12 protein-coding genes are annotated in these 13270 nt (G+C 36.0%); 11 read left to right on the top strand and 1 reads right to left on the bottom strand.

Annotated elements, in window-relative coordinates; all coding sequences use genetic code 11:
- Positions 1-2 precede the first annotated feature (2 nt).
- The 11 genes from aspS to DOK78_RS04175 all read left to right on the top strand — a co-directional run bounded on the left by aspS (position 3) and on the right by DOK78_RS04175 (position 11061).
- The gene (aspS, locus tag DOK78_RS04125; protein ID WP_207942531.1) at positions 3-1775 is read left to right on the top strand and encodes an aspartate--tRNA ligase; all 1773 of its coding nucleotides are present in this window, start codon (positions 3-5) and stop codon (positions 1773-1775) included.
- 121 nt (positions 1776-1896) lie between these two features.
- Positions 1897-2772, top strand: coding sequence for a YitT family protein (locus DOK78_RS04130; protein ID WP_207942530.1), 876 nt, complete (start codon positions 1897-1899; stop codon positions 2770-2772).
- Positions 2773-2968: 196 nt separating this feature from the next.
- The gene (locus DOK78_RS04135; RefSeq protein ID WP_207942529.1) at positions 2969-4810 is read left to right on the top strand and encodes an acyltransferase family protein; all 1842 of its coding nucleotides are present in this window, start codon (positions 2969-2971) and stop codon (positions 4808-4810) included.
- Between the two features lie 43 nt (positions 4811-4853).
- Positions 4854-6800, top strand: coding sequence for a competence type IV pilus assembly protein ComGB (gene comGB / locus DOK78_RS04140; protein WP_339076341.1), 1947 nt, complete (start codon positions 4854-4856; stop codon positions 6798-6800).
- A complete protein-coding gene (gene comGC / locus DOK78_RS04145; protein WP_207942527.1) occupies positions 6797-7063 on the top strand; it encodes a competence type IV pilus major pilin ComGC in 267 nt (88 codons plus the stop codon). Before comGB ends, comGC begins: the two co-directional genes overlap by 4 nt.
- Before the next feature lie 4 nt (positions 7064-7067).
- Entirely contained in the window at positions 7068-7508 is a 441-nt protein-coding gene (gene comGD / locus DOK78_RS04150) for a competence type IV pilus minor pilin ComGD (protein WP_207942526.1), read from the top strand.
- Positions 7468-7800, top strand: coding sequence for a hypothetical protein (locus DOK78_RS04155; RefSeq protein ID WP_243430758.1), 333 nt, complete (start codon positions 7468-7470; stop codon positions 7798-7800). The genes comGD and DOK78_RS04155 overlap by 41 nt, the downstream gene beginning before the upstream one ends.
- Positions 7790-8218, top strand: a complete 429-nt coding sequence (gene comGF / locus DOK78_RS04160) for a competence type IV pilus minor pilin ComGF (RefSeq protein WP_207942524.1) — start codon at positions 7790-7792, stop codon at positions 8216-8218. Before DOK78_RS04155 ends, comGF begins: the two co-directional genes overlap by 11 nt.
- A complete protein-coding gene (comGG, locus tag DOK78_RS04165; protein ID WP_207942523.1) occupies positions 8199-8618 on the top strand; it encodes a competence type IV pilus minor pilin ComGG in 420 nt (139 codons plus the stop codon). Before comGF ends, comGG begins: the two co-directional genes overlap by 20 nt.
- A gap of 185 nt (positions 8619-8803) precedes the next feature.
- On the top strand, positions 8804-9814 hold the full coding sequence (locus DOK78_RS04170; protein WP_207942522.1) for a class I SAM-dependent methyltransferase: 1011 nt from the start codon (positions 8804-8806) through the stop codon (positions 9812-9814).
- A gap of 62 nt (positions 9815-9876) precedes the next feature.
- Positions 9877-11061 carry an acetate/propionate family kinase gene (locus tag DOK78_RS04175; protein WP_207942521.1) on the top strand — a complete coding sequence of 395 codons (1185 nt, stop codon included), beginning with the start codon at positions 9877-9879 and terminating at the stop codon, positions 11059-11061.
- 73 nt (positions 11062-11134) lie between these two features.
- On the opposite strand, the gene DOK78_RS04180 is transcribed toward DOK78_RS04175, so the two are convergent.
- Complete coding sequence (locus tag DOK78_RS04180; protein ID WP_207942520.1) at positions 11135-13264, bottom strand: HelD family protein; 2130 nt, start codon at positions 13262-13264, stop codon at positions 11135-11137.
- Positions 13265-13270 lie beyond the last annotated feature (6 nt).

Consider the following 13270-nt stretch of genomic DNA (forward strand, 5'->3'; position numbering starts at 1 on the left):
AAATGGCAAAACGCACAGTGTATTGTGGCCGTGTCTCAAAAGAACAGCTAGGCCAAAAAGTAACATTAAAAGGTTGGGTACAAAAGCGTCGTGATTTAGGTGGCGTTATCTTCATCGATTTACGTGACCGTGAAGGAATTGTCCAAGTCGTATTTAATCCAGAATTATCAAAAGAAGCTTGGGAAACAGCAGATACTTGCCGTAGCGAGTATGTTATTGAAGTTACCGGTGAAGTGATTGCTCGTAATCCAGAAGCAGTAAATCCTAAAATGGTAACAGGAGAATATGAAGTGATGATTGACGAAATCACCATTTTAAGCAAATCAAAAACACCACCATTTCCAATTGAAGAAGACGCAAATGTCGGCGATGAAGTTCGTATGAAATATCGTTATTTAGATTTACGTCGTCCAAATATGACAAAAAATTTAATTACACGTACAAAAATTACGCAATCAATCCGCCGTTTCTTAGATGACAATGATTTCTTAGATATTGAAACACCTTATTTGGCAAAATCAACGCCAGAAGGAGCACGTGACTACTTAGTTCCATCTCGTGTGCATCCAGGGCATTTTTATGCATTGCCACAATCACCACAAATTTTTAAACAATTATTGATGAATGCAGGATTTGACCGTTACTACCAAATCGTTCGTTGCTTCCGTGATGAAGATTTACGTGGTGACCGTCAACCAGAATTTACTCAAATTGATATTGAGACATCTTTTTTAACAGCTGATGAAATTCAAGATTATACTGAACAAATGATTGCGAAAGTGATGAAAGAAGTCAAAGGCGTGGAAGTTACTCTACCATTCCCTCGCATGAGTTGGGATGAAGCGATGAATCGTTACGGTAGTGATAAACCAGATACACGTTTCGAGATGGAATTAATTGATTTATCAGAAACTGTTAAAGAAATTGATTTCAAAGTATTCCAAATGGCATTACAAAACGGTGGCGTTGTTAAAGCATTAAATGCAAAAGGTGCTGCTGCAAAATATTCTCGTAAAGATATGGATAACTTAGGACAATATGCTAGCCAATTTGGTGCAAAAGGTTTAGCTTGGTTGAAAGTCGAAGAAGATGGTTTGAAAGGACCAATTGCTAAATTTTTAGTAGAAGCAACAGATGAAATTATCGCAGCAACAAATGCTGAAGTAGGCGATTTATTGATGTTTGGTGCCGATAGCTTTGAGATTGTTGCGGCAACATTAGGAGCGATTCGTACACGTCTAGGAAAAGAATTGGAATTGATTGATGAGTCAGCGTTCAACTTCTTATGGGTAGTTGATTGGCCACAATTTGAATATGATGCAGAAGCTGGTCGCTATGTGTCTGCCCATCATCCATTTACTTTACCTAAAGCAGGTGACGTTGAGCTGTTAGCAACTGAACCAGCGAAAGTTCATGCTGAAGCATACGATATTGTGTTAAATGGCTACGAATTAGGTGGTGGATCACTACGTATTCATACACGTGAAGTTCAAGAACAAATGTTTGAAACATTAGGTTTTTCTCGTCGCGAAATGCAAGAACAATTTGGTTTCTTGCTAGATGCTTTAGATTACGGTTTCCCTCCACATGGCGGAATTGCTTTAGGATTAGATCGCTTAGCAATGTTATTAGCTGGTGAAGAGAATATTCGTGAAGTCATTGCGTTCCCTAAAAACGGAAAAGCCGTGGATCCAATGTCTGCAGCACCAAGTACAGTATCACCGCTACAGTTATTTGAGTTAAATATTGATGTTACTTCTGTAGAAGAGGAGTAATCTTTTAAAACCTGAAAAAAGTTTAATGAAAGAACTTTTTTCAGGTTTTTTGATTTCTTTTTAGGCTAAAACTGCCTATAATAGGAATGAACGTATCTAAATATAAAAGTGAGGAACTATCATGAGTCGCCTATTTAAGTTTCTACCGCATCCAGATTATGCGATGAAATTTTCTTTTTCTGTTGTGTATGCTATTTTAGCTTCTGTGGCAGTCAATATTTTTTATGAACCAGGAAAAATTTATTCTAGTGGACTGACAGGTATTGCTCAAATAGTCTCCACTTTGTCTGAAACATGGTTTGATATTCATTTACCTGTTTCGTTGACCTTATTATTATTGAATGTACCTTTATTTTTAATAGGCTGGTTTAAAATAGGACATAAATTTACTATTTTTACTGGTATTACCGTCGTATTAACCTCGATTTTTATGCAAATTATGCCAACGGAGGTATTAACAACTGATCCTATTATTTGTGCGATTTTTGGTGGCGCAGTTATGGGGGCTGGAATTGGATATGCGTTAAAAAATGGTTTGTCTTCAGGTGGCTTGGATTTTATAAGTATTGCAATTCGTAAAAAAACTGGTAAGACGATTGGTTCGATTTCAATTATTTTTAATTTCTTTATTTTACTGGCAGCAGGGATGTTATTTGGTTGGCAATATGCGCTGTATAGCGCACTGGCAATTTTTGTAAGTGGGAAGGTAACCGATGCAGTCTATACGAAACAAAAGAAAATGCAAGTGACGATTATTACGCGCCATCCAGATCAAGTCATTCATTCGATTCAAAATAGTTTGCGCCGCGGAATTACGATTATTCACGAAGCAGAAGGGGCTTTTCGTCATGATAAACAAACGGTTTTATTAACGGTTGTGACTCGTTTTGAATTACCTATTTTACGCCAAGCAATGCGTGAAGCCGATAAAAAAGCGTTTGTAAGTATTGCGGACAATGTACAAATTCTGGGTCGCTTTTATGAAGAAGAATTATAGAAGGGTATAACAGTATTTGATGTACGATCAGATGCTGTTTTTGTATTAAATGATTGTGTAAATTTTGGATGGTTAGTATTTTGGGACAAGAGAAATAAAATGAAAAAAATTTCTTTTTTTTATGTTTTCTCTGGTGATTTTTTGTCATTTCTATGGCATGATGAAAGGTAGAGAAATGAATAGAGAAGGTAAACGCATGGAGAAAAAACGAATCAAAAAGAGTCGCTATATCACCGGGTTTGACGGTATTCGCAGTTTAGCTGTAATCGGTGTTATATTTTATCATCTAATTCCTACAAGTATGCAGGGGGGATATTTAGGTGTACCCGTATTTTTTGTTATTTCAGGTTATTTGATTACTGACTTGTTGCGTCAAGAATGGCAACAAAATGGTAAAATCCAAATTAAAGATTTTTATATTCGGCGAATCAAACGATTGTATCCGGCGATGCTCGTCCTTTTAATTCTTTCCTCCGCATACATTACATTGTTTCAGAGGAACTTATTAAACAATTTAAGAGGCATTGTGACAAGTAGTTTACTCTATGTGAATAACTGGTGGCAAATCAATCATGGTATGTCTTATTTTGATCGATTTGGTGGCGAATCGCCCTTTACACATTTATGGTCATTGGCATTAGAAGGTCAACACTATTTGATTTTTCCAGTCATTTTTGTTTTATTAGTAAAATTTGTGAAACGTAAAAACAAAATATTTGCAATTCTTTCGATTGGAGGATTACTGTCCGCAATATTGATGGGAATATTATATACACCTGATGTGGACCCAACGCGCGTATATTATGGTACAGATACTCGTATTTTTTCTGTTTGGGTTGGAAGTGCGCTGGCATTTATTTGGCCAAGTATGCAACTAAAAAGTAAAATCCCTTCGCAAGCTAAACGGGTATTAAATGCTTCGGGTATTTTGGCCTTAGTCCTGTTGATACTTTCGTTTATTTATTTAGGAGCGCAACAGCCTTTTGTTTATTATGGCGGAATGTATTTAATTAGTCTGGTCGCTGCAGTTTTAGTAGCGGTTACGGCACATCCAGGAGCAAGTTTAAATCGTTTGTTAACCAATCGTTTTTTTACGTATCTAGGCAAACGAAGCTACGGTATCTATTTATATCAATTTCCAGTGATGATTTTTTATGAAGCAAAAGTAAAAAATATTGCCAATAATAGTTGGATGCATGTGTTGATTGAGTTATTCTTGATTTTGTTTATGAGTGAATTGTCGTATCAATTAGTTGAAAAACCGATGCGATACTTTAATTTCCGTAAACTGCGCATTAAAGTCAAAGAATGGTTAGCACTACCATTAAAAAATTCTCGGAAAATTACCGGAATTGTTTGTGCGTTAGTCACCGTTACTGCACTTGTTGGAATTACAACGGCACCAAGTAATCAAGTAGATGCTGCTCAAGAAAAATTCCAAAAAGATATTGCTAAAAATAAAGAGGCTGCTGAAAAAACAAAAGATCAACAAAATAAAGTAGAATTAGGCGAAAATGCTGAAGAAATTATGGCAACGTATGATTTAACCAAAGCACAGCTAGAAGAAGCCTATAGTACAGAAGTCACCGCTTTTGGTGATTCGGTTATGTTAGGTGCCACGATTGATTTACAACAAGTCTTTCCTCAAGCAATTGTTGATGCGGATGTTGGTCGTCAATTATATCAAGCAGCTGAGTTATTAAAAAGCTTGCGTGAACAAGGTTTATTAAAAGATAAAGTTGTCTTAGCGTTAGGAACAAATGGAACAGCAACAGAAGCCCAATTTGATGGTATCATGGCAACCATTGGTGAGCGTCAAGTGTACCTTGTAAATGTCCACGTACCTACCCAACGCTGGCAAAATGAAGTCAACGATTTATTTAATCGAATGGCGGAAAAATACGACAATATTACGCTGATTGATTGGTATGGTGAAAGTGTCAATCATGAAGAATGGTTTAGAGAAGATTCTGTTCATCCAGATGAAAATGGCTTAACAGCATATGTCTCTTTAATCGCAAAAGCAATCTTAAATTAAAAAAAACTCCCTTAGACGAAAAAGTTTAAGGGAGTTTTTTCGTATGTTAAGAGTGAAGGGAGGAGATGAATTGGATATTCAAAAGCTATCGGATGAGTTGATTGCATACGGAATGGAGCATCAGATGCAAGATTTATATATTTATTCAGTAGGTGAGATGGGCAAATTATTTTTTCGACAGAGTATGACCACTCAACTATATCGACAATTGCCCCTTGCAATTATTCAACAACTGATTGCGCGTTTTAAATATTTAGGTGAAATGGACGTTGGTGAGAAACGCAAGGCGCAGCTTGGTGCAATCACGTATTTGTTACCCGAAAATAAGCAACGTTTACGTTTATCTTCGGTGGGTGATTATCGTGGACAAGAAAGTATGGTCATTCGTTTTTTGCATACAAGGCACCAACAAATAGGCTATTTTTATCCAGAAGATCTATCAGTCATCCAAGAATATGTCCAACAAAAAGTCGGCTTGTATTTATTTAGCGGTCCCACAGGTTCTGGAAAAACAACAATGATGTATGAACTAGCTAGACAAAGTACCGGACAAGTGATTACGATTGAAGATCCTGTTGAAATTGAAGAAGTTGCTTTTTTACAACTACAAACCAATGAAAAAATTGGGCAAACATACGACCAACTGATTAAATTAGCGTTACGTCATCGACCAGATTTATTGATTATTGGAGAGATTCGTGACCGTGTAACGGCTTTAGCAGCGATTCGAGCAGCTTTAACGGGTCATACGGTTTTAGCAACCGTTCATGCGAAAGGGCTCCATGAAACCAAAAGCCGCCTAATAGATTTAGTGGGAACAGATACAGAGTTAAAGCATTGTTTAAATGGCGTGTTATATCAACAATTATTTCTCAATTCGACAAATGAGGTTCAGGCATTAGTCGGTTATGAGTTCTTTTTGATAAACAACTCAAAGAAAGTTTTCCCACGCGCTACAAACAACTACAACAACAGGGGGAAATCTGTGAAAAAAGAAAGTTTTCGTAAGCAATTTTTAGAACTGCTCGTTGCATTGTTAGACAATGGTTTTTCCTTACAAGAAAGCTTACTCGTGATGAAACGTAGCGGTCAATTTTCAGAAGAAAAATTGAAGCAGTTTATAACAGAGCTCGCTCAAGGTAATTCTGTTGCGCGTTGTTTTTTAAACGCTGGATTTTCCAAACAGCAAGCCTTACAGATTCAATTAGCCGAAAGTCACGGAGAATTGAATCATACATTAAATTTAATGTTACAGCATATCAACTTATTTGAAAAACAACAAAAAGAACTCCGTAAAGTTGCAACCTATCCTTTGCTATTACTAACGTTTATTGTGTCTTTGTTAATGGGGATGCGTTTCTTTTTATTACCTTCTTTGTTGCAATCGGGCATGATTGATGAAAAACACGTAGGGATGCTTTTTTTGAAGTATAGTCCTTTCATTTTGCTAGGGGTAGTTTTCCTGCTTGGCATAGTACTGATAGCAAGTAGCGTGTATTTTAAGCACCGTAGTATCTTAGATAAAGCCTGTTTTTTAGCAAAGCTCCCTTTCTTTGGCTCGCTATATATTTTTTACCAAACGAGTTATTTTGCTTTAGAATGGGGGCGTTTATTTAGGCAAGGAATGGAAGCTCATCAAATCTTGAGCTACACGATGAAAATGGAGCAAGAAACATTATTAACTGTGGTGGCGCAAGAAGCACATGAGGGATTAATTATTGGAAAAAGTTTGGCAACACAATTAGAACGCTATCCTTTTTTAACGAAAGAATTTCCGCTGATTGTTTTTCAAGGAGAAGTGAAAGGGAAATTAGGCGAAGAATTAGTTGTGTACAGTCAACTATTATTGAACAAATTTATTGTGCAAATTGAAAAATACATTCAATGGATTCAGCCACTGGTTTTTTTATTCGTGGCAATCTTGATTTTGGCTATTTATATGGCAATGTTTTTACCAATTTATGGAAATATAGGAGGTATGATGACATGAAAAAGAAGCTTCATGAGGGATTTACGTTAATTGAAATGATGATTGTCCTTTTAATAGTCAGCATTTTAGTGATGTTATTTATTCCTAATTTAATGCAAGGGAAAGAAACGGTCAGAAAACAAGGAGATTCAGCAGTTGTTAAATCAGTTGAAACTCAAATTGATTTATTTGAGTTAGAAAATAATCGCAAAATGACAGAAGAAGATATGACTCGGGAAATTCCAGCCGAACAGTTAAAAATTTATCGGGCAGCGCAACCATAGGCCGATGAGAAAACATACAGCTTTTACATTAATCGAATCGTTAGTGGTGTTGATGATTGTTTCAATCATTGTTTGTCTACCAACACTGATGATTAGGGAAACAACCAAGACTGTAGAAACACTTTATTTTTTTGACCGTTTAGAAAAAAGTATTTTAACAAGTCAGCAAGTCGCGATTATCTCCAATAAAAGTGCGGATATACTCCAACCGGATCTTAAACAATTAGCATTTCAATTAACAACAGGAGATTGGTTGGAAACTTTAACCGTACCAGATACCTTAGTAGCAAGTAAACTAAGTAAAAAAATTTCATTTGCAGGAGGAACAGGAAATGTGGGGCAACAACGACAAATTCAATTTATATGGCAAGATAAAAAGCAAAAAGTTTCCTATGTTTTCTTGTTTGGAAAAGGACATTACAACAAAGTCGTTACGACGCTTTAAAGAAGGCTTTATTTTATTAGAATCATTGGTAGCCATTAGTGTTTTGACTGTGGGTATTTTGTATTATCAAGACTGTCAACTCCAATTAGTGAAAAAAAGCCAACAAGCCTATCAGGACGTGGCGATGCTGCGGACCCTGTATGAGGAAGTTTCGCAGTACCGCCAAATGTCAGTAGCAACACCGTATACGATAAATCAAAAGAATCAGAGAATTACTATTACAACGCAAACGCATACCCAGGCAACAATTGCATCAAAGAATCGTTCATGGAGTATTTACCGTGAAATATAAAGCATTTACGCTAATTGAATGTCTCCTTGCGCTGTTAGTATTTAGTCTCTGTCTATTGCTGGTGCCACGGATGATTATACAAAGCAAACAAATGAATGAAGTGGTTTTCGGTCGTCACGAACAAGAATGGCATGTGTTCTTACTGCAATTTGAACAGAAATTATCAGAAGGTGAATTTGTAAAAGCGCAAGGAAGCAAAGTGTTTTTTAATAAACCACGAGCTGTTGAAAATAAAGTCTATGAGTGTCGGATTGAATACAATGCTAAAAATCAAGAAATCGTCATTCGTGATGATGGGGGGTATGAACCTATTTTAACTTCTGTCGAAAATGTAACTTTCATACAATATCCTTATAGTGTAACTTTTGAAATCACTTTTAATAATGGAGAAAAACGAGATGGTAAATGGACGTTTTAAGCATCAAGGTGGCATATTAATTACAGCAATTTTTACCATTGGTTTGCTAAGTGCATTGTTAATGTTCCTAATTGGTAATTATCGGAATGCCCTAGAGTTTTCGACACGGACACGTCGCTATTATGAAATGCGCATCATGACAGAATTATTTTTGCAAGATTACTCGCAAGTACCTGCTGAAAAAAATATGAAGGGTGAAGTTTATTATAATACGGGGAAAATCAGTTATTCTGTACAAGAAAATCGACTCATCGTGACCGCTTATGCAGGTAAATACCAACAAACATACCAAGAAGTTTTGAAAGAAAGCGATACAGAAAATGTGGGAAATAATACAGAACCAGAGAGAAAAGAAGAGGAAAATGCAAACAAAGAAATAACAGATGAAAGCCTAGAATAGTACAGATAAAGGGAGGGAATACATATGAAAGCCTTTCCTTTATCTAGTGAGATTGTTCGCAAAAATACAAATACATAAGGAAATAAAGGATTGCAAGCGGAAGCTGTTGATTATTTAACCTAAATCGGATAAAATTAAACAGGTATAATAGTTGTTATAGTTTAGAGCTTGAAATGAGGTGCACCATGTTTCCAGAAAAAATTGAAGAAAGCTTCCACTTGCATCTTGAAGCCATTCAATTGTTGCAAACTGCATTGGAGTCCTCATATTTGGATGCCTATGTAGAACATGTGGAAAATATCATTGATCAATATCAAGTACGTGTGATTGATGGAGTTCCAAATGCAGAAACTACTGAAAAAGTAAATGACATCTACCGTAAATTACAAACGATTTCGTTAGAACAAGAAGAAACTCGTAAACTTTCTCAGTTGTTGTTACTTAAAGGGGCGCAAACAGAACCCTTACAGCCAAACCATCAATTAACACCTGATAGTATTGGCTTTTTATTTGTTTTCTTAATTGAGCAATTAGCAAAAAAAGGGCAACCGTTAACCGTTTTAGATTTATCGGTTGGAATGGGAAATTTATTATTAACAATTATCAGTAATTTGAAATTGGCAAAATATCAAATTTCAGGTATTGGTGTGGATAATGATGAGACGCTACTTGGCGTTGCTGCAGTTAATAGCCAATGGTTAAACACAGATACCCAATTATTCCATCAAGATGGGTTACAAAGTCTGTTGGTAGATCCAGTCGACGTTGCAGTAGGTGATTTACCTGTTGGTTATTATCCAATTGATGAAAAAGCCCAAGAATTTGTAACTGCTGCAGAAAATGGCCATACTTTTGCTCATCATTTATTGATGGAACAAAGTATGAATTATGTTAAAGAAGGTGGGTTTGGTCTATTTTTAGTGCCATCTAACTTCTTAGAAACAGAGCAAAGTGACTATTTGAAACAATGGATAGGTAACAACGTTTACTTGCAAGGAATTATTCAGTTACCTGACGAACTATTTAAAAATGAAATATCTCGTAAAAGTATTCTGATTCTACAACGTAAAGGATCAGATGTTAAGCAAGTGCCAGAAGTATTGCTAGCAAAATTGACTTCTTTAAAAGAGACAAAATATGTAACGGCGTTCTTTCAAGAGTTTATTACTTGGAAAAAAAGCAATGAGTTAAATTAGTTTATGAACCTTGAAAAGTATTTTCGAGGATTTAAAATAATAAGAATAAGGGAGAAAATAAGATGTCTAAAACAATTGCAATTAATGCAGGAAGTTCAAGTCTAAAATGGCAATTATATCAAATGCCAGAAGAAACAGTAGTAGCGAAAGGAATCGTTGAACGTATTGGTTTGAATGATTCTATCTTCACCATTAAATACGGGGAAGACCAAAAATTCGAACAAATTATTGATATCCCTGACCATGAAATAGCTGTTAAAATGTTATTAGATCAATTGATTGAATTAAACATTTTAAGCTCTTACGATGAAATTACAGGTGTAGGACACCGTGTAGTTCAAGGCGGAAGCTATTTTGATAAATCAGTAGTTATCGATGAAGATGTTATGGAAAAAATTGAAGAATTAGCTGATTTTGCTCCTTTACACAATCCTGCAAATATTATGGGAATCAAAGCATTCCAACACTTATTGCCAAATATTGTGAGTGTAGCTGTCTTCGATACAGCATTCCATTCAACTATGCCGAAAGTAAACTATCTATATAGCTTACCAAAAGAATTCTATGAAGAATATGGCGTACGCAAATATGGTGCTCATGGAACAAGTCATCAATACGTTGCGCATCGTGCAGCTGAAATGTTAGATCGTCCAATCGAAGAATTAAAAATCATCACTTGTCACTTAGGAAACGGTGCATCAATTACAGCAGTTGATGGTGGTAAATCAGTTGATACATCAATGGGCTTCACACCTTTAGCTGGCGTAACAATGGGAACTCGTTCAGGCGACTTAGATCCAGCGATTTTACCATTCTTAATGGATAAATTAAACATTGATATCAAAGAAATGCTTAACATCTTAAATAAAAAATCTGGTTTACAAGGCCTATCAGGTATTTCAAGTGACATGCGTGACTTAGAAAACAATATGGACAAAGAAGAAGTTCAAGTAGCTTTAGACATCTTTGCTGACCGTATCCGTAAATATATCGGTTCTTACGTAACTGTAATGAACGGGGTTGATGCGATTGTCTTCACAGCTGGTATTGGTGAAAATGATGCAAATGCTCGTGCAAACATCATTAACGGTATGACTTGGTTTGGTTGTGAATTAGACCCAGAAAAAAATGCGACACGTGGAAAAGAATTAGAAATCTCTACACCAGAATCAAAAGTAAAAGTATTGTTAATTCCAACAGACGAAGAATTAGTTATCGCTCGCGATGTTGAAGCGTTACGCGGATAAAATCGAATAAAAACAAACAACCAATTAATGCACCTCATTCAGTGAGAGTCGGCATTAATTGGTTGCTTTTTTTTTATTGCAAGAAATTCGTCAGTTGCTGCGAATACAGTAAAGTGATTGTTTGCATTGCACGAGAAAGAGCGGTGTATAAAATGCGTCGGTCTCGTGGTGTATGATACATTTCAGAAGAGACATCATAGAGTACGACATGATCGAATTCTAAACCTTTCGCTAAACTAATGGGTAAAACAGTCACATTAATTGCAGATAGAGTTAATTTTTCTTTTATTTGAGTAGCTTGTTGAGCCGTTTTGGTTAACAATGTGAGTGTCGTTGTTTGATTTTCTTGAGCAATCCTTGTGAGTAAGGGATTCAAATCGGTTGTTGTATCGATAGGTAGATATTGCGGAACTTTTCCCAAAGGACGAACAGGAATAATGGTAATTTCTTGGGTAGTTAATTGATTGAATAACTGAGTAATGGCACCTGTCGAACGATAACTATAAAGCAAAGGATAGGTTATGACTGATTGACGCTGAACAAATTGATTAGCAATCGTTTTAAATGAACTCGTTGAATTGAAAATAGCTTGGTTTTCATCGCCAACCATGGTAAAACGTGCTTTAGGGAAAAGTTCGTTTAATAGCACTAGTTGGGCTGGTGTATAGTCTTGTACTTCATCAATAAAAACATAGTGCATATGAGGTGTTTCAATTTTTTCAAGAAACCAATGTGTCATCAAAACTAAACCAACTGCTTCATCTACATTTATGGTAGTAGAGAGGGGAGCTTTTGTTTTCGTATACCGCTGCAAGCAGGATTGAAACATGGCAAGTGTATCGATCCAGCGGAGTTGTTCGATTTGTTTTTGGACGCGTTGATATTTTTTTCGCAACAAAGTTTGTGCATAATGAATCAGTTGTTGTTCGGAATCATCGGTGATTAGTTCTCCAAAGTACTGCATTTGCTGCGCTTCTGATAAAGCGAGTAGTTGATCTTGAATTCGAGCTGATTTTGCTTGATGCAATAAATGACGTTCCCAATCGCTAAGTAAAAGTTTTTTGGTTGCTTGAATCCGATCTTGGATAGTTGCTTGTGCTGGTGTAGATTGGTAGAGGGCTTTAATTTTTTCGTGACTAATCAGTACCTGCTTTTTGTAGTGAATTGCTTCAAAAAAATCATCCGGCTGGCAAGTAGTATTTTTTAGAAATGTTAAAAAGGCGGAACTACGTAACTGTGTCGTTTGTTCATCGACTGTCGCTTTACTAATTCGCTCAAAATAGCTGGTTTCATCTTCAAGTGGCAGTGTGAGAAACTGTTGTAAAAACTGCGTGATGGTTAAGTTGAGTGGTGTGCGTTCACCTAATGAAGGCAATACATTTGAAATATAATCAATAAAACGATGGTTAGGAGATAAAATTAGACAATTATCAGCAGTCATTTGTTTACGGAATAAATACAATAAATACGCAATACGTTGCATGATTGTCGAGGTTTTACCACTACCAGCGACACCATTAACTAATACAATCTCATGTTGAGTATCACGAATAATTTTATTTTGTTCGGTTTGAATTGTAGCGGTAATATCTTGCATGTGATGAGTGGCATCTTGTTTGAGTGCTTCGAGTAAAATATCGTCTTGAATCGCGACAGATGTATCAAAATATTGAAGTAAATGATTTTTTTCAATTAAAAGCTGGCGTCGATCAAGAATAGTGACGGGAATTTGTTGCTGATTGGCTTCATAATAAGAGTCGCCTAACATATTGTTGTAATAGGTTTCGGCAATTGGGGAACGCCAATCAAAAATTAAAGTTTCACCAGCTTCATTCGTAAAATTGTAACGACCGAAATAAAAGGCGTCGGATGTTTCTTCATCTGAAAAAGTCAGCGTCACTTTACCAAAATAAGGACTTTTCAGTAGTTGTTGAACTTGTTGTAACGTGCGTTCGCTCGATTGAATTCTAATATTCATTTGATCGATTTCGCGATTTTTCATCTCAAGCATTGAGAAGGTGTCCAAATTGTCAAGGACACTATCAAAGTTGAGACTGACATCTTTACCCATTTCGCGTAAGGAAGTTAAACCATCTTCTTTGGCTGTTTGAACGAGTTTTTGTAGTGCTTGTTCTGTTTGTAGTAATTGTTGATAGACTTGTGACAAATAATTTTTTTCTTTTTGAAATTCAGTGTTGACCATACACAT

Source organism: Enterococcus sp. DIV2402 (assembly GCF_017426705.2).
Taxonomy (GTDB): Bacteria; Bacillota; Bacilli; order Lactobacillales; family Enterococcaceae; genus Enterococcus_F; species Enterococcus_F lowellii.